Genomic DNA, 18,184 nt, shown 5'->3' on the forward strand with positions numbered 1-18,184 from the left:
CAATTTGCTATATTGGGATAGATGTTGTTCTAAAGATGCAAAAAACTATTGCTAATATTGTTTGTGTTTCTAATAATAGGTCGTGCATCTCTCAGATGAATCGCCGTGATATGTTAGCGCAATCTTAGCAATAACAAGGGCAAGAATTTTTACGTATTGTTAATAGTTTTAGTTTGTAGCTATCAACAGGACGTTATAAAGTTTAACGGGCACTTATGTCTTATATATAGCTGCCTTCAATTTACGTTCATAGTTCGAGAATTACCCCGAGTTAAAGAACCCACCATTATGAATCTTACCGAATTAAAAAATACGCCAGTATCTGAATTGATTACGTTAGGCGAAAACATGGGGCTAGAAAACTTAGCCCGTATGAGAAAACAGGATATTATCTTCTCAATTTTGAAGCAGCACGCTAAAAGCGGGGAAGATATTTTCGGCGATGGCGTTCTGGAAATATTGCAGGATGGATTTGGTTTCCTCCGTTCAGGAGACAGTTCTTACCTCGCCGGTCCTGATGATATCTACGTTTCTCCCAGCCAAATTCGTCGTTTTAACCTTCGCACAGGCGATACCATTTCAGGAAAAATTAGACCTCCTAAAGAAGGGGAACGCTATTTTGCCTTATTAAAAGTTAATGAAGTTAACTTTGATAAACCTGAAAACGCCCGCAATAAAATTCTCTTTGAAAACTTAACTCCATTACATGCAAATAGTCGCCTTCGTATGGAACGTGGAAACGGTTCAACTGAAGATTTAACAGCACGTGTCTTGGATTTAGCTGCCCCTATTGGTCGTGGTCAACGTGGTCTTATTGTTGCTCCACCAAAAGCGGGTAAAACCATGTTACTGCAAAATATTGCAGCGAACATTGCTCATAATCACCCTGATTGCGTTCTTATGGTACTGCTTATCGATGAGCGTCCAGAAGAAGTAACTGAAATGCAGCGTCTGGTAAAAGGTGAAGTTATTGCTTCAACTTTTGATGAGCCAGCAGCGCGTCATGTTCAAGTTGCTGAAATGGTGATTGAAAAAGCAAAACGTCTGGTTGAGCATAAAAAAGACGTTATTATTTTACTTGATTCCATTACTCGTCTTGCGCGTGCATACAACACAGTAGTTCCTTCATCAGGTAAAGTATTAACAGGTGGTGTGGATGCAAACGCATTACATCGTCCTAAGCGTTTCTTTGGTGCTGCACGTAATGTTGAAGAAGGTGGTAGCTTAACTATTATTGCGACTGCTCTCGTTGATACTGGTTCTAAAATGGACGAAGTTATTTACGAAGAGTTTAAAGGTACAGGTAACATGGAATTACACCTGTCCCGTAAGATCGCAGAAAAACGTGTTTTCCCAGCGATTGATTACAATCGTTCAGGTACACGTAAAGAAGAGCTGCTCACTACGCAAGAAGAATTACAAAAAATGTGGATTCTACGTAAGATTATTCATCCAATGGGCGAAATCGATGCGATGGAATTTCTCATTAGCAAATTAGCAATGACTAAAACCAATGAAGATTTTTTCGATTTTATGAAACGAGCTTAATCGCTTAATCATTTATATCCAAAATAATTGAGTTACTTGCAGAGGTGGTAAGCGAAACTGTTGCAGTGAATATCGATAACACTGTGATCCAGATAGCTGAGTAAAATAACAACCCTGTAATTTGAAATTTGACGGGTATATCATTGGCTTCAATAAGCGCTGTCTATGGCAGCGTTTTTTTTTACCTTTTTATGATGTTTTTTATAAATATAAGCTTACTTATTTCTATATAGCCACGTCATGATTTTTTATCCACCCTAAATTTGCGTTATATCTTTATTTAAAAATCACATTACCATCATTAAGTGATGTTAATTTATAGCAATGGGATATGACTCACGGTATTAAACGACAATTATTAGAAAAATAATCTTTTTTATATTGGATTTTTTCCTCAGCAAAATAGAAAATCAAATGTCTGGGTAAAACACATCATTGTTTTATTCAAACAATGAGCCGCTTAATGAAGTTAATACGTATATTCAGTATGCTTATTTATTTAATGATAATATAATTCACATAATAGAAATTTCTGATTCATTAAAAAAGGTTCATTTATTATACGAAAAAAATGTATAAAATTATAATCATAGGTAGTTATTGTTCTTTATGGCATGCATATTGCTTTCATTAAGTATAAAATTAATTAATAAGACTACACTACGAATTGAGATTTTTAAAAGTACAACTCTGATAGTTATGTTGGTCTACAATATAGTTATTAAAGATTGGTCTTATGGTAGTTATCTCTTTTGAGATGATAATGCATTAACTATCGCTCGTGACTTAGCATGAGCTCAAACATTTTAGTGTTAGATTAAATAAAAAGATAAGAGAGTTGACTCGTGGATACCGCACAATTTATTACTAGTCTTTTTTATGTTTTTTTGTTCACGTTAGTATTTATTTTTATCGCTCGAATTGTTGCAATAAAAATCGGGTTGGTTGATAAACCTAACTTTAGGAAAAAACACGTAGGACTTATTCCTTTAGTTGGTGGAATAACGGTTTTTTTTGGTGTTTGCTTTGCATTTTTAATCACAGATGAATATATTCCTCATAAGTGGTTATACTTAACCTGTGCTGGATTGCTTGTATTTATTGGCGCTCTTGACGACCGGTTTGATATTAGCGTTAAGTTAAGAGCTGGGGTTCAGGCAATGGTTGCTGTAGCCATGATGACAATTGCTGACCTTAAATTAGAATCATTAGGTCATGCATTTGGTCCATGGGAACTTGTATTGGGCCCATTCGGCTATATTGTTACATTATTTGCGGTATGGGCTGCAATTAATGCATTTAATATGGTTGATGGTATCGATGGGCTTTTGGGGGGATTATCCTGCGTATCTTTTGGCGCGTTAGGTTTTCTATTATATCAAGGCGGTAGTTATGCACTCGCATTTTGGTGTTTTGCCTTTATTGCGGCTATTCTTCCTTATATCTTCCTAAATCTTGGTTTGCTTGGTCCTCGCCTTAAAGTTTTTATGGGTGATGCGGGAAGTACACTTATTGGTTTTACCGTAATTTGGATTCTTGTTGAATCAACGCAGGAAAAAGTACATCCAATTAATCCAGTCACTGCATTATGGATTATTGCGATTCCATTGATGGATATGGTTGCGATTATGTACCGTCGTATTCGTAAAGGAATGAGTCCATTTTCACCTGACCGTCAACATATTCATCATTTAATTATGCGCTCAGGTTTTACGCCAAAAGGTGCTTTTGTACTTATTACTCTGTCTGCTGCATTTTTAGCATGCGTGGGAATTCTTGGTGAAAGATTAACATTTATTCCAGAATGGGTAATGTTGGCATTATTTTTGCTTGTATTCGTAATGTATGGTTATTGCATCAAACGCGCTTGGAAAGTGGCTCGTTTTATTAAACGTGCTAGACGTCGTATGCGTAGAGGTGCAGTACGGTAACGACAAACGGAAAAAATAGAGGTTCTGTGCAGTGAAAAACTCAGAAACACAACCTAATCAGTATCAACCGCCGATAGAACCGGAATTGGATATCCGTGGTTTGTGCCGCTCCTTATGGCAAGGTAAAATTTGGATCGTTGCAATTGCTGTTATTTTTGCTGCTATTGCATTGGGAGCATCCTATTTTATGCAGCAAAAATGGAGTTCGACTGCGATTACAGACTTGCCAACAGTGAATAATTTGGGAAGTTATTATTCGCAGCAACAGTTTTTGCGCAATCTTGATTCTCGTATTAACTCTACGGGTCAAGAAGGTCAATTACCAACGATTGCAAATGAAGCTTATCAAGAGTTTATTAAGCAGATCGGCTCTTATGATACACGCCGTCAGTTTTGGTTAACGACTGATTATTATAAGCATCGTTTAGAGAATGACCCGAAAGCAGATGCAGCTCTGTTGGATGAATTGATTGATAACATCGAATTTACCCCAGCAGATAATCTGAAGAATATGGCTGATAGCATTAAGTTAGTGGCAGAGACATCAACTGATGCAAATCAGTTGCTGCGTGAATATACGCAATTTGCAAACCAACGTGCTACGACAAACTTGAATGATGAACTCAAGGGAACTTGGGCGACGAAAATGCAATCAATGAAAGCGTTAGTAAAACGTGAAGAAATGGTTGCTGAGGCCGCCTACGAAAGACGCTTGAATGTCCTCGAACAAGCACTTAAAGTCGCGCAAAATCAGGGTATTTCTCGTAATCAGAGCACTGCTCCAGTTGATGAAATCCCTGATTCTAAAATGTTTATGTTAGGGGTTCCGTTATTGGAAGCTCAAATTGAAACTTTAAAAGCAACAGGTCCTGATCATGACACAGAGTATGATCAAAATATCGCAATGTTATCAACATTGAATGTTGGACCAACTCTCCAAGATAATTTTCAGGCTTATCGTTATTTACGAACACCTGAAGATCCTGTCAAACGTGATAGCCCACGTAGAGCCTTTATGATGGTTCTGTGGGGCGCTATAGGTGCATTGGTTGGTGCGGGTATAGTACTCGCTCGTCGACGCACATTCTGATTTTTTTATTGGTGGCTGACTTCTGCATCAGCCACCGCATAAAGTCATTATAATTAAATAAAAGCAGATAACTGCATCAGATAAATATAAGAGAGTCACTGTGAAAGTATTGACTGTATTCGGCACTCGACCGGAAGCCATTAAAATGGCTCCGTTGGTTCACGCACTTGCTAATGATACCGCTTTTGAAGCTAAAGTTTGTGTTACGGCCCAGCACCGAGAAATGCTCGATCAGGTACTGAAACTATTTGAGATCACACCCGATTATGATCTCAACATTATGAAACCAGGACAAGATTTAACTGACATTACGTGTCGTATACTTGAAGGATTGAAAGCGGTATTTGCTGATTTTAAACCCGATGTTGTTTTAGTGCATGGCGATACGGCGACGACAATGGCGACAAGCCTTGCAGCATTCTACCATCGTATTCCTGTTGGGCACGTGGAAGCAGGGTTACGTACTGGTAACCTTTATTCACCATGGCCTGAAGAAGCTAACCGCAAAATTGCGGGTCACCTTGCAATGTTCCATTTCGCTCCAACAGAAAATTCACGCCAAAATCTATTGAAAGAATCTATCCCAGATAATCATATTTTTGTAACGGGAAATAGCGTTATTGATGCATTGTTGTGGGTACGCGATAAAGTCATGAGCGATAAGCACATGGCTGAAAAGTTGGCTGCTAATTACCCATTTATTGATCCGAGTAAAAAAATGATTTTGGTCACAGGCCATCGTCGTGAAAGCTTTGGTGGTGGTTTCGAACGTATATGTCATGCATTGGCGGAAATTGCCCAGACTCATCCTGATGTTCAAGTGGTTTATCCTGTTCATTTGAACCCAAATGTCAGTGAGCCTGTAAAACGTATTTTGCATGATATTGATAATATAATTCTGATTACCCCACAAGAGTATCTGCCATTTGTTTATTTGATGAATCATGCTTATATGATTTTGACTGATTCAGGTGGAATTCAGGAAGAAGCACCATCATTAGGCAAACCAGTTTTAGTGATGAGAGACACCACGGAACGTCCAGAGGCCGTTGAAGCTGGAACGGTACATCTTGTAGGTACTGATACACAAAAAATTGTTGCAGAAGTTAACCGGTTACTGACAGATGAAGCGGAATATCATGCAATGAGCCGCGCTCATAACCCTTATGGGGATGGTCATGCTTGTCAGCGTATTCTTGAAGCATTAAAAAGCAATCAGGTGAAATTATGAGTTTTGAAACTATTTCTGTTATCGGCCTTGGTTATATTGGTTTACCAACAGCAGCGGCTTTTGCATCGCGTAAAAAGCAAGTTGTTGGCGTTGATGTCAACCAGCATGCAGTTGATACCATTAATCAGGGTAAAATCCACATTGTTGAGCCAGAACTCGACCAAGTCGTAAAAGCGGCAGTTGAAGCGGGTCATCTGAAAGCCTTTACTAAACCGCAACCTGCGGATGCCTATCTAATCGCAGTACCAACACCGTTTAAAGGCGAACATGAGCCAGATCTTACTTATGTAAGAGCGGCTGCGGAATCTATCGCACCCGTATTGAAAAAAGGCGATTTAGTTATCTTAGAATCGACCTCTCCAGTAGGTACTACTGAGCAAATGTCCGAATGGATGGCGCAAGCACGTCCTGATTTGACTTTTCCTCATCAAGCTGGCGAAGAGGCAGATATCGATGTCGCTTACTGTCCTGAGCGTGTGTTGCCGGGGCAAGTTATGGTTGAGTTGATTAAAAATGACCGTGTTGTTGGGGGCATGACACCAAAGTCGTCCTTGCGTGCAAGTGATCTGTATAACATTTTCCTTGAAGGTGAGTGTGTTATTACTAACTCCAGAACCGCCGAAATGTGTAAATTAACGGAAAATAGCTTCCGTGATGTCAACATTGCATTTGCAAACGAATTATCGCTGATTTGTGCAGACCAAGATATCAATGTCTGGGAGCTAATCAGCTTGGCTAATCGACACCCGCGCGTCAATATCTTACAACCAGGCCCAGGTGTTGGTGGCCATTGCATCGCTGTCGATCCATGGTTCATTGTTGCTCAAAATCCACAACAATCTCGTTTGATCCATACTGCGCGTTTGGTCAATGATGGTAAGCCAATTTGGGTTGTTGACCAAGTGAAAGCCGCAGTTGCAGACTGTTTAGCTGAAACAGGTAAAAAAGCCAGTGAAGTCACGATTGCCTGCTTTGGACTTTCCTTTAAACCGAATATTGATGACCTGCGTGAAAGCCCAGCAATGCACATCACTAAGATGATTGCTAATTGGAACAAAGGTAAAACTTACGCTGTTGAACCGCATATCCATGAATTACCAACAGCATTGAAAGGTATCGCTGAATTAGTCTCAATTGAAGATGCGGTGACAGATGCAGATATTATTTTAATGCTGGTTGATCACAACCTATTTAAAGGCATTCAAGGGTCATTGATTACGCAAAAATGGGTAGTTGATACCAAAGGAGTTTGGCGTTGAAACGTATTCTCATCACAGGTGGAGCAGGTTTTATAGGCTCCGCAGTTGTTCGTCATATCATCGAGAATACCAATGACAGTGCGATTGTTGTCGATTGCCTGACTTATGCGGGTAATTTAGAGTCATTGCGCGAAGTCTCGAAGAGCGAGCGCTATGCGTTTGCACAAGTGGATATCTGCAACCGAGCTGCGCTCGATAGTGTCTTTGTTGAATATCAACCAGACGCAGTGATGCATTTGGCTGCGGAAAGTCACGTTGACCGTTCTATCGATGGCCCAGCAGCATTTATTGAAACCAATATTGTCGGCACATATATCTTGTTAGAGGCCGCCCGCCAGTATTGGATGGGACTTGAAGCTGAGAAAAAAGCGGCTTTCCGTTTTCACCATATTTCCACTGACGAAGTATATGGCGACTTGGAAGGACCTGATGGCTTTTTTACGGAAACGACACCATATGCTCCAAGCAGCCCTTATTCAGCCTCTAAAGCGTCGAGTGACCACTTAGTGAGAGCTTGGCAACGGACGTATGGCTTACCGACGATGATTACCAATTGTTCGAATAACTATGGTCCTTATCATTTTCCAGAAAAGCTGATCCCATTAATTATTCTCAATGCATTGGCAGGTAAACCGCTACCTGTTTATGGCAAAGGTGAACAGATCCGTGATTGGTTATTTGTGGAAGACCATGCACGAGCATTGCATTTAGTCGCAACGACCGCGCAACCGGGTACAACTTACAATATCGGTGGCCATAATGAGCGCCGTAATATTGATGTTGTAGAAACAATTTGTGAACTGCTTGAAGAGCTTCATCCTCAAAAGCCACAAGGTGTTACGCAGTATCGTGATTTAATCACTTATGTGGCGGATAGGCCTGGCCATGATATGCGTTATGCCATTGATGCAGATAAGATTGCCCGTGAATTAGGTTGGACTCCGCAAGAAACCTTTGAGTCAGGTATTCGTAAAACAGTGTTGTGGTATTTGAATAATGAAACTTGGTGGCGTCGTGTACAAGATGGCTCTTACGCAGGCGAACGTCTTGGTTTAGGCAGTTAAGGGGATCTCATGAAAGGTATTATACTGGCTGGTGGTTCGGGAACGCGTTTACACCCAATTACACGAGGTATCTCAAAGCAGCTGTTGCCCATCTATGATAAGCCGATGATTTACTATCCGCTATCAGTATTGATGCTGGCAGGGATCCGCGAAATTTTAATCATCTCAACACCGGATGATTTGCCTATGTTTAAACGGTTACTCGGTGATGGTAGTGAGTTTGGTATTGAGCTGAACTATGCTGAGCAGCCATCGCCAGATGGCCTTGCTCAAGCCTTTATTATTGGCGAAGAGTTCATCAATGGTGATTCATGCTGCTTGGTACTGGGTGATAATATCTTCTTTGGTCATTCATTTAGCCCTAAACTGAAGTCGGTTGCGTCGAGAATACAAGGCGCGACGGTATTTGGTTATCAAGTTATGGATCCAGAGCGTTTTGGTGTAGTTGAATTTGATAATGACTTTAAAGTGTTATCGATTGAAGAGAAACCTAAAAAGCCGCTCTCTAACTGGGCTGTCACGGGACTCTACTTTTATGACAATCAAGTCGTTGAATTTGCTAAGCAAGTTAAACCATCAGAACGTGGTGAGTTAGAGATTACATCCATAAATCAGATGTATTTAGATAGAGGCGAGCTGAATGTTGAACTGCTAGGTCGTGGTTTTGCTTGGTTAGATACCGGTACACACGATAGCTTAATTGAAGCGGGTACTTTTGTACAAACTGTTGAAAAACGACAAGGTTTTAAAGTTGCGTGCTTAGAAGAGATTGCGTGGCGCAATGGTTGGCTGAGTGATGATCAAGTTAAAGCATCGGCAGAACAGTTGAAAAAAACGGGTTATGGTCAGTATTTAGAGGATCTTCTTCGTGTCCGTCCACGCCAATATTGATAGTTTACAATGGGAGTCTGATTTTTTCGGGCTTTCCACAGCAAAATTAGACTTCACGGCTTCATCAGCTGAGATTGTGCTTGCTAGCCAATTAGATAGCTATGATCTTGTTCAAGCAAAAATAGCAGCCACTGAAACGGCTCGCTTAGATGGCTTATCAAAGTTGGGTTTTTCGCTTGTTGAAGGTGAAGTCGATTTTGCTCTGACTATTGGCATAGAAAATGCTTATTTAAGAAGTGGTTTAGCCACGATGGATACGTTTGAGTCTGCAACCGCCGACGATATTCCTTTGCTACGTCATACGGCTGAGCATGTTTTTAGCCAGAGCCGTTTTCGTGCACCGTGGTACAAAGAAGGTGATAGCGGGCGTTTTTATGCATTATGGGTAGAAAAAGCGGTTTTAGGGGCTTTTGACCATACATGCCTGTTAGTAAAAGATATATCTGGCGACATCTTAGGTTTTGTTAGCCTGAAGCATCTTGATGATGATACAGCGCGTATAGGCCTTCTTGCCGTTATGCCAGAAGCAAACAGGCGAGGGATTGGCCGTAAATTGATGTCAGCAGCATTTGTTTGGTGTGAGCAACACAAAAAAAGACAGTTAAATGTTGCCACCCAAATAAGCAATATTGCGGCATTAAATCTTTATTCACGTTGTGGTGCTGCCGTTGCAAGCACCGCGTATTGGTTATATAGGGGACAACATGATTCCATTTAATAAACCACCCGTTGTAGGGACCGAATTAGCATATATGAAACAAGCCATGGATAGCGGCAAGCTATGTGGTGATGGTGGTTTTACTAAACGTTGTGAAGAGTGGATGGAGCAGCGTTTTGATTGCCCGAAAGTCCAGCTAACACCTTCTTGTACTGCATCGTTAGAAATGGCAGCAATCCTGATTAACATCAAGCCTGGTGATGAAGTCATTATGCCAAGCTTTACCTTTGTTTCGACATCAAATGCGTTTGTCCTCAGAGGGGCAACGATTGTATTTGTGGATATCCGCCCAGATACCATGAATATCGATGAAACAAAAATTGAAGCAGCTATTACCGAGCGGACTCGTGCGATTGTACCTGTACATTATGCAGGGGTTGCTTGTGAAATGGATACTATTCTGGCGATCGCACAAAAATATAATCTATTTGTGATTGAAGATGCAGCTCAAGGCGTGATGTCAACTTACAAAGGGCGTGCTCTCGGTACTATTGGACATATTGGTTGCTATAGTTTCCATGAAACTAAAAACTATTCTTCAGGTGGTGAAGGTGGCGCGACATTAGTTAATGATAAGTCTCTGATTAATCGTGCGGAAGTGATCCGTGAAAAAGGCACTAACCGCAGTCAGTTCTTCCGTGGTCAAGTCGATAAATATACATGGCGCGACATTGGTTCCAGCTATCTGTTATCTGATTTGCAAGCAGCTTACTTATGGGCACAATTGGAAGAAGCTGAAAAGATCAATGACCGCCGTTTATTGCTGTGGAAACGTTACTATGAAGCACTTACACCGCTAGCACAGGCAGGCCATCTTGCACTACCTATCGTACCGGAAGAGCTAAAACACAATGCGCATATGTTCTATATCAAACTCAAAGATATCGAAGAGCGTACAGCCTTTAATGACTACATGAAATCCCACGGCATCTTAACGGTATTCCATTATGTTGCGCTTCATACCAGCCCTGCTGGTGAAGAGTTTGGCCGTTTTCATGGTGAAGATCGCTATACCACTAGCGAAAGCGACCGTTTAGTCCGTTTGCCAATGTTCTACAATATGACCGATGAAGAGCAGCAAACTATTATCGCACAAATTAAGGCGTTTTTTGCCTAATGTCGTTAGCAAGAGCATCAATTTGGACTGCTGGGTCTACCCTGATAAAAATCGGGGCAGGCCTTTTGATTGTCAAATTATTAGCAGTTTCATTTGGCCCTAGTGGGGTTGGGTTAGCAGGAAACTTTCGCCAATTAATCACAGTATTAGGCGTTTTATCTGGCGCTGGTATTTTTAATGGCGTAACCAAGTATGTGGCGGAGCATCATCAAGATCCTGAGAAATTACGGGCGGTGCTTGGCACTTCATCGACTCTCATTCTTGGGTCTTCAACACTACTGACGTTAGTTTTTCTGTTTTTTAGCGGGCCTATCAGTGAAGGGCTGTTTGATAGTAAAGCGTATCAACCTGTCATCCAAGCTGTTGCTTTTATTCAAATGGGAATTGCCTATGCGAATTATTTCTTGGCAATCCTTAAGGGGTATCGAGATGCCTCTGGCAATGCTCAAGCCATTATATTTGGTAGTATAATTGGTGTTATTGCCTATTATTTATGCTATAGAATTGGAAGTTATGACGGGGCATTAGCTGGACTGGCATTAGTTCCTGCGCTGGTGGTATTACCCGCTGCTTTGATGATTTTACGGCGTAAGCAGTTTGCGTTATCCGCATTAAAACCAGCGTGGGATAAAGCGATAGCGACCAATTTAGGCAAATTTACTATCATGGCGTTAATCACGTCAGTTACTTTGCCTGTTGCCTATATTATGATGCGAAATCTATTGGCGACGAAGTATAGCTGGGATGAGGTTGGATTATGGGCTGGGGTAAGTACGATTTCAGATGCTTATTTGCAATTTATAACCGCGTCATTTTCCGTTTATTTGTTACCTACGCTATCCCGGTTACAGCATAAAAGTGAAATCTCAGCTGAGATTATTAAGGCGTTAAAGTTTGTATTACCTGCTGTTGCTGTCGCAAGTTTTGCGGTGTGGTTATTACGTGACTTTGCTATTTGGTTACTATTTTCTGAAAAATTTACAGGAATGCGGGATTTATTCGCATGGCAGTTAGTTGGTGATGTGCTGAAAGTCGGTGCATACGTTTTTGGCTATCTGGTTATTGCGAAGGCTGCATTACGTTTTTATATTTTGACAGAGGTGAGCCAGTTTATCCTCTTGATGGGCTTTTCCCATTGGTTGATACCTGAACACGGTGCTATAGGGGCAACACAAGCTTATATGGCAACTTATATCGTGTACTTTCTTCTCTGTTGTTGCGTATTTTTGATTTACCGTAGGCGAGTATGACAACCTTAATACATGTACTGGGATCTGATCTCCCTCACCATAATCAAACGGTGCTGACATTTTTTAATAATGTGATCTGCTCAGAAGATGCAGTGTCACAAAAACCACATTTTATGGTGGTTAGCCAAGATGCTCAGCTTGCGGATGCTTACCCTGAATTAGAAATTGAAATTTTTGGGAGTAAAGCGTCAGTCGCTGATGCCGTGATAAGCCGCGCTAAGGCGGATCGCCGTGAGCGTTTTTTCTTTCATGGTCAATTTAATGCTGCTATTTGGCTTGCATTGTTATTCGGTAAAATTAAATCTCACCAGTTCTGGTGGCATATTTGGGGAGCAGATCTGTACGAAGAGTCCCGCTCTCTGAAATTCAAATTATTTTATATTTTGCGCCGGTTAGCTCAGAAAAAGGTGGGGCATGTATGTGCAACACGGGGTGACCTGTGCTATTTCCACCAATCGAATCCAAAAGTTCCGGCCTCGGTACTTTATTTCCCAACTAGAATGGACCCAAACCTAACTCTAAACGAGCGTCCAACACGTCAGGGCGAGACTTTGACAATTCTATTGGGTAATTCAGGCGATCAATCTAATCGTCATATAGAGGCACTGGGCGCCATTAAACAGCAGTTTGGTGAGCAAGTTAAGATTATTATCCCAATGGGCTATCCGGCGAATAATCAAACCTATATTCAGCAGGTAGAACATGCCGCGAAAACACAGTTTACTGCCGATCAGGTAAGCATCCTTAAAGATCGCATGGAATTCAGTGATTACCTGAATTTATTGAAAACATGTGACTTAGGCTATTTTATCTTTAATCGCCAGCAAGGTGTTGGGACTGTTTGTTTGCTTATTCAGTTCTGTATCCCCTTTGTGATAAGCCGCCAAAATACGTTTTGGCAGGATTTGACGGCACAAAATATCCCTGTGTTCTTCTATGGAGATGAGCTATCGCTGGGGTTGGTCGATGAAGCACAACGCCAGATGGGTTTATTGGATAAGCAACACATTGATTTTTTTGCACCTAACTTTACGGATGGCTGGAAAACAATTCTGGGCATTGCGGAGGAGCAAGCATGACCTTAGGCGAGTTAGGGGGCTTAGCGGTCGTCTATCTAGTTTCCATCATTTTCATGGGAACGTTACTCTATAAAGAGTTTCGGCGCGTACGTTTTAATTTTAATATTTTCTTTTCATTATTGTATTTACTGACATTTTATTTTGGCTTTCCACTAACTTGTGCGCTGGTATTCCAATTTGATGTCGCGGTTGTCCCTGCCGAATATTTACTGTACGCGCAGCTTGCGGCAACCAGCTTCTATGCTATCTATTATGTGGCGTATAAAACTCGGCTGACAGCACGCTCAGAAACGGTTAAACGCTCAATGTTTACTATGAATAGGGTTGAAACCAACATTACCTGCTTACTATTGATTATGGTCGCGGTAGTGACAGTTGGGATCTTCTTTATGCAAAATGGCTTTTTGCTATTTAAGCTGAAATCGTATAGTCAGATTTTCTCCAGTCAGGTTTCTGGGGTGGCATTAAAACGCTTTTTCTATTTCTTCATTCCTGCCATGTTGATTGTTTATTTCCTGCGCCCATCACAAAAACGTTGGATTTTTTTCCTTGTCAGCACAGTTGCATTCGGCTTTTTAACCTATGTGATTGTTGGCGGAACTCGCGCAAATATCATCATTGCATTCGCATTGTTTTTGTTTATCGGCATTGTTAGGGGATGGATCACTCTTTGGATGCTGGCAGCGGCTGGAGTGGCAAGCATTGTCGGGATGTTTTGGTTGGCTTTAAAACGCTATGGTCTTGACGTCAATGGAGCTGAAGCATTTTATACTTTCTTGTATTTAACGCGGGATACCTTCTCTCCGTGGGAAAACCTTGCGCTGCTGTTAAGCCATTATGACAAGATTGAGTTCCAAGGATTAGCGCCCATTGTGCGTGATTTCTATGTATTTATCCCGTCTTGGTTATGGCCAAGTCGCCCTGATACGGTACTTAATTCAGCAAACTATTTTACATGGGAAGTTCTCAATAATCACTCAGGATTGGCAATATCACCGACTCTCATTGGCTCACTTGTTGTCATGGGTGGGGTTTTATTTATTCCTCTTGGCGCGATTGTTGTTGGGTTAATCATCAAGTGGTTTGACTGGATTTATGGGATGAGTCTTAGAGAGCCAAATCGTTATAAAGCTGCGATTATGCAAGCTTTCTGCTTTGGCGCTATTTTTAATATGATTGTCTTAGCACGTGAAGGGGTTGATTCCTTTGTATCACGTGTCGTGTTTTTCTGTCTTATTTTCGGACTTTGTTTGATTCTGGCAAAATTACTGTACTGGTTATTTGAAAGCGCGGGGCTTATTCGAGTAAAAGCAGCTTCTTATTTAAGCAGCCAACGTCGCGAAAACCGCTAAAGGAGCTTTATGGAACAGCAATCTATTCCACAATATACGATTCGAGGCCACCAAATTTGGGGCTTTAAAGATATGGCTCATTTTTTGGATCACCTGTTTGCTGATGGTGAAACAAAAGCGGGTACACTCGTCGCAGTCAATGCTGAAAAAGTCATGACAGCAGAAAATGACTCTGCATTAAATACCTTGCTTGGGCAGGCGGAGTATCTCTATGCTGATGGAATTAGCGTTGTGCGTGCGATCCGCCGTAAATATCCACAAGCAGAAGTTTCTCGTGTTGCGGGAGCCGATCTTTGGGAGGCTTTAATGGAACGAGCTGGTCAAGAAGGTACCCCTGTTTTTCTCATTGGCGGTAAACCTGAAATTCTTGAACAAACGGAAAGTAAGCTACGCTCACAGTGGAATGTAAATATAGTGGGCTCGCAAAATGGTTATTTTACCGCAGAAGATAGAGATTCACTGTTTGAACGTATTCATGCCAGTGGTGCCAAGATAGTGACTGTAGCAATGGGCTCACCAAAGCAAGAGATCTTCATGCGTGATTGCCGTAAAGTTCACTCAGATGCGCTTTATATGGGCGTTGGCGGTACTTATGATGTGTTCACTGGTCATGTAAAACGCGCCCCAAAAGTGTGGCAAAATCTCGGTTTAGAGTGGCTGTATCGCTTATTAGCTCAACCGACACGGATCAAAAGACAGTTTAAGTTATTGAAGTTTTTAACTTATTATTACGGTGGTAAGCTTTAATTGTTCGTGACATGTCACAACGGTATAAATTTTATCGTCGTGACATGTCACAACGCATAAGTTCTATTGTTGCAGCAATGGCTCTGTCCTCAATTACTTCCCTCTTCCTCATCTTTCTAATTTTTCGTTACTGCTTGCGTTAACAGAATATATCAAATACCTAAATTAGTGGCTTTAAGGCTTTCTTTATGGATACCTTGCTGCATCTTGCATTATTTTGTGTATAGTACTTGCGTTTTTATCTTAAGCTTAGGTTTATGTCATCTTTTTCGACTGATTAAGTCATCATTTTATGAAAGATTATCATGCTTATTACTATAAATATTCATAAGCCATGGTTTATCTTTAGTTTCGACGACAGGGGATTTTATGGGAAATTCGCAACAGGGATTACAGCGAGGTCTGGAGGCTCGTCATATTGAGCTGATCGCTCTTGGCGGGACAATAGGTGTCGGTTTATTTATGGGGTCGGCGAGTACATTAAAATGGGCGGGACCTTCAGTCCTACTGGCTTATATCATTGCCGGTATTTTTGTCTTTTTTATTATGCGTTCAATGGGCGAAATGCTATTCCTTGAGCCAGTCACTGGGTCTTTTGCTGCTTTCGGTTATAAATATTTAAGCCCATTTTGGGGCTGCCTAACCGCATGGGGCTATTGGTTCATGTGGGTTGCAGTTGGAATATCGGAAATCACCGTGATTGGCGTTTATGCAGAATATTGGTTTCCTCACGTCCCCCAATGGGTGTTTGCAATCATTGCTGTTACTTTAGTCGCTTTAGCTAATCTCGCCGCGGTCAGATTGTACGGGGAATTAGAGTTTTGGTTTGCCATGATTAAAGTAACGACAATTGTCGTTATGATTTTAATTGGTTTGGGGCTGATCTTTTTTGGAATTGGTAATAATTTCGAGGCCATAGGTCTTGGCAATTTGACCGAACATGGCGGGTTTTTTGCGGGGGGCTGGAAAGGGTTCTTGTTTGCGCTATGTATCGTGGTAGCTTCTTATCAAGGTGTTGAGCTTGTTGGTATCACCGCAGGAGAAGCAAAAAATCCGCAAGTTACCCTGAGAAAGGCGATCAATAAGATTCTATGGCGTATTTTAATTTTTTATGTTGGTGCAATTTTTATTGTAGTGACACTGTTTCCTTGGACTGAAGTTGGCCAACAAGGCAGCCCATTCGTATTAACTTTTGCGAAAGTAGGGATTATTTCGGCAGCCGCAGTAATTAACTTTGTTGTACTTACTGCTGCGTTATCTGGTTGCAATAGCGGGATGTACAGTGGTGGGCGTATGCTGTATGCATTAGCGCAAAACAAGCAATTGCCTAAGTCACTATTGAAACTCACGCGTAATGGCGTCCCAGGGCGTTGTGTTGGCTTTACTATCCTTTGCCTAATAGCAGGTTCTAGCCTGAATTATATTATTCCTAACCCTGAAAAAGTCTTCGTGTATGTATACAGCGCCAGCGTTTTGCCCGGAATGGTACCTTGGTTAGTTATTCTCACTAGCCAGCTACGTTTTCGACAACAAAACAAACAACAACTTGTTGGGCATCCTTTCAAATCTATCTTATTTCCTTGGGTGAATTATGCCACACTACTATTTTTAGCGTGTGTATTGGTAGGAATGGCGATTAATCCAGACACTCGCTTATCGTTAATTGTGGGAGCGATATTTTTATTGGTGGTTTCCGTATGTTATTTTTTGATCCGAGCGATAAATAATAGGGAACAGAAAAAGGATATTTTGTCCTAGTCATTCCTTTTATTGAATAATTTATCGATAAAGAGGGGAAATATGCTCTCTTTATCGCCTAAGTGAGCAAAAGGCAAGCAATCGATATTTTTATTTAAAAAAGGACTAGACAGAGAATGATTATGCCCGTAATATCCGCACTCGCAACGGCGTGAAGCGCCCGTAGCTCAGCTGGATAGAGCGCTGCCCTCCGGAGGCAGAGGTCTCAGGTTCAAATCCTGTCGGGCGCGCCATTAAAATAGCGTGCTGCTACGGTTGGCAAAACAAAGTTGTATGTAGTAATATAACAAAGCTTTGAATAAAGTGAAGTTATGGTGGCTATAGCTCAGTTGGTAGAGCCCTGGATTGTGATTCCAGTTGTCGTGGGTTCGAGTCCCATTAGCCACCCCATTTTTTTTGTGACATTTGCGAGGGTGGCGGAATTGGTAGACGCGCTAGCTTCAGGTGTTAGTGTCCTATGGACGTGGGGGTTCAAGTCCCCCCTTTCGCACCACGAAAAAAATGCTAAAGGGAAGTACAGTATCGGCGAGTAGCGCAGCTTGGTAGCGCAACTGGTTTGGGACCAGTGGGTCGGAGGTTCGAATCCTCTCTCGCCGACCACATTTAAAGAACCCCGCTTTTATAAGCGGGGTTTTTGCTTTCTAGCGATCTCATCGGCTTCAAATGGTATGAATCAATAGAGTCTCTCATTCAGTTATCCGAATAAATCAGCTATTTTCCCTTTGCTCATCATAGTGTTTCATAATGAGGAATAGCTCTATTGGACGCTTATGCGCATCTTTTTAATCATTCCGCTAATCTCACACATTGAATTTACAAGGCTTACAAAAACAGCGTATGTCAACTTTTCCAACTCTTTATCAACGTCAGTTACTTATTCGCTAATCCACACCTAGCTACATTTAATTCTACGGTCTATATCATCTTATCGATTTTTCCTGTGATTATTTTTATCTCATAAATTTTTCAAAATATAACTTACTCAGATAAAAGGCATAAGCTCAATTTTTACTAGCAAGATAGAGCACAGAATATAATTAACCTGAACTCGGGATAAGAAAAACAAAAAAAAGAAGGGAACTAAAAGCGGGTTCTGTGATCAGATCTTTCGACTAAGAAATAACTTTTCACTGAGGAACCCGCTATGCA

Annotated in this window: 14 protein-coding genes and 4 tRNA genes; all 18 read left to right on the forward strand. The window is 41.3% G+C overall.

Annotated features, from left to right (window positions below):
• The first annotated feature begins 288 nt into the window (after positions 1-288).
• The 18 genes from rho (at position 289) to OOA_RS10880 (ending at position 17,635) form a co-directional block, all read left to right on the forward strand.
• On the forward strand, positions 289-1,548 hold the full coding sequence (rho, locus tag OOA_RS10795) for a transcription termination factor Rho (protein ID WP_008912186.1): 1,260 nt from the start codon (positions 289-291) through the stop codon (positions 1,546-1,548).
• 845 nt (positions 1,549-2,393) lie between these two features.
• Entirely contained in the window at positions 2,394-3,479 is a 1,086-nt protein-coding gene (wecA, locus tag OOA_RS10800) for a UDP-N-acetylglucosamine--undecaprenyl-phosphate N-acetylglucosaminephosphotransferase (protein WP_008912187.1), read from the forward strand.
• A 31-nt stretch (positions 3,480-3,510) separates the two neighbouring features.
• Positions 3,511-4,569: an ECA polysaccharide chain length modulation protein gene (gene wzzE / locus OOA_RS10805; protein WP_008912188.1), complete on the forward strand. Its 1,059-nt coding sequence runs from the start codon at positions 3,511-3,513 to the stop codon at positions 4,567-4,569.
• 100 nt (positions 4,570-4,669) lie between these two features.
• A complete protein-coding gene (wecB, locus tag OOA_RS10810; RefSeq protein WP_008912189.1) occupies positions 4,670-5,800 on the forward strand; it encodes a non-hydrolyzing UDP-N-acetylglucosamine 2-epimerase in 1,131 nt (376 codons plus the stop codon).
• A complete protein-coding gene (wecC, locus tag OOA_RS10815) occupies positions 5,797-7,059 on the forward strand; it encodes a UDP-N-acetyl-D-mannosamine dehydrogenase (protein ID WP_008912190.1) in 1,263 nt (420 codons plus the stop codon). Before wecB ends, wecC begins: the two co-directional genes overlap by 4 nt.
• Positions 7,056-8,123, forward strand: a complete 1,068-nt coding sequence (gene rffG, locus OOA_RS10820) for a dTDP-glucose 4,6-dehydratase (protein ID WP_008912191.1) — start codon at positions 7,056-7,058, stop codon at positions 8,121-8,123. Before wecC ends, rffG begins: the two co-directional genes overlap by 4 nt.
• Before the next feature lie 9 nt (positions 8,124-8,132).
• Positions 8,133-9,014, forward strand: coding sequence for a glucose-1-phosphate thymidylyltransferase RfbA (gene rfbA / locus OOA_RS10825; RefSeq protein ID WP_008912192.1), 882 nt, complete (start codon positions 8,133-8,135; stop codon positions 9,012-9,014).
• On the forward strand, positions 8,992-9,732 hold the full coding sequence (gene rffC, locus OOA_RS10830) for a dTDP-4-amino-4,6-dideoxy-D-galactose acyltransferase (protein ID WP_008912193.1): 741 nt from the start codon (positions 8,992-8,994) through the stop codon (positions 9,730-9,732). Before rfbA ends, rffC begins: the two co-directional genes overlap by 23 nt.
• Positions 9,719-10,849: a dTDP-4-amino-4,6-dideoxygalactose transaminase gene (gene rffA, locus OOA_RS10835; protein ID WP_008912194.1), complete on the forward strand. Its 1,131-nt coding sequence runs from the start codon at positions 9,719-9,721 to the stop codon at positions 10,847-10,849. The genes rffC and rffA overlap by 14 nt, the downstream gene beginning before the upstream one ends.
• Positions 10,849-12,099: a lipid III flippase WzxE gene (wzxE, locus tag OOA_RS10840; protein ID WP_008912195.1), complete on the forward strand. Its 1,251-nt coding sequence runs from the start codon at positions 10,849-10,851 to the stop codon at positions 12,097-12,099. The genes rffA and wzxE overlap by 1 nt, the downstream gene beginning before the upstream one ends.
• Positions 12,096-13,178, forward strand: coding sequence for a TDP-N-acetylfucosamine:lipid II N-acetylfucosaminyltransferase (locus OOA_RS10845; RefSeq protein ID WP_008912196.1), 1,083 nt, complete (start codon positions 12,096-12,098; stop codon positions 13,176-13,178). The genes wzxE and OOA_RS10845 overlap by 4 nt, the downstream gene beginning before the upstream one ends.
• Positions 13,175-14,530 carry an ECA oligosaccharide polymerase gene (gene wzyE / locus OOA_RS10850; RefSeq protein ID WP_008912197.1) on the forward strand — a complete coding sequence of 452 codons (1,356 nt, stop codon included), beginning with the start codon at positions 13,175-13,177 and terminating at the stop codon, positions 14,528-14,530. Before OOA_RS10845 ends, wzyE begins: the two co-directional genes overlap by 4 nt.
• Before the next feature lie 9 nt (positions 14,531-14,539).
• Complete coding sequence (gene wecG, locus OOA_RS10855; protein WP_008912198.1) at positions 14,540-15,277, forward strand: lipopolysaccharide N-acetylmannosaminouronosyltransferase; 738 nt, start codon at positions 14,540-14,542, stop codon at positions 15,275-15,277.
• Positions 15,278-15,646: 369 nt separating this feature from the next.
• Entirely contained in the window at positions 15,647-17,035 is a 1,389-nt protein-coding gene (gene thrP / locus OOA_RS10860) for a bifunctional threonine/serine APC transporter ThrP (protein WP_008912199.1), read from the forward strand.
• A 156-nt stretch (positions 17,036-17,191) separates the two neighbouring features.
• A tRNA-Arg gene (locus tag OOA_RS10865) sits at positions 17,192-17,268 on the forward strand.
• Positions 17,269-17,349: 81 nt separating this feature from the next.
• Positions 17,350-17,425, forward strand: a tRNA-His gene (locus OOA_RS10870).
• Positions 17,426-17,442: 17 nt separating this feature from the next.
• Positions 17,443-17,528: transfer RNA gene (locus OOA_RS10875), tRNA-Leu, on the forward strand.
• Positions 17,529-17,558: 30 nt separating this feature from the next.
• Positions 17,559-17,635 (forward strand) — tRNA-Pro (locus OOA_RS10880).
• The last annotated feature ends 549 nt before the right edge of the window (positions 17,636-18,184 follow it).

It is taken from the genome of Providencia burhodogranariea DSM 19968 (assembly GCF_000314855.2).
In the GTDB taxonomy this organism is placed as follows: domain Bacteria; phylum Pseudomonadota; class Gammaproteobacteria; order Enterobacterales; family Enterobacteriaceae; genus Providencia; species Providencia burhodogranariea.

Bases quoted from the DNA above. Each gene is read 5' to 3' on its own strand.
- rho (WP_008912186.1), top strand. From the start codon at position 289: ATGAATCTTACCGAATTAAAAAATACGCCAGTATCTGAATTGATTACG.
- wecC (WP_008912190.1), top strand. From the start codon at position 5,797: ATGAGTTTTGAAACTATTTCTGTTATCGGCCTTGGTTATATTGGTTTA.
- rfbA (WP_008912192.1), top strand. From the start codon at position 8,133: ATGAAAGGTATTATACTGGCTGGTGGTTCGGGAACGCGTTTACACCCA.
- rffA (WP_008912194.1), top strand. From the start codon at position 9,719: ATGATTCCATTTAATAAACCACCCGTTGTAGGGACCGAATTAGCATAT.
- wzxE (WP_008912195.1), top strand. From the start codon at position 10,849: ATGTCGTTAGCAAGAGCATCAATTTGGACTGCTGGGTCTACCCTGATA.
- OOA_RS10845 (WP_008912196.1), top strand. From the start codon at position 12,096: ATGACAACCTTAATACATGTACTGGGATCTGATCTCCCTCACCATAAT.
- wzyE (WP_008912197.1), top strand. From the start codon at position 13,175: ATGACCTTAGGCGAGTTAGGGGGCTTAGCGGTCGTCTATCTAGTTTCC.
- wecG (WP_008912198.1), top strand. From the start codon at position 14,540: ATGGAACAGCAATCTATTCCACAATATACGATTCGAGGCCACCAAATT.
- thrP (WP_008912199.1), top strand. From the start codon at position 15,647: ATGGGAAATTCGCAACAGGGATTACAGCGAGGTCTGGAGGCTCGTCAT.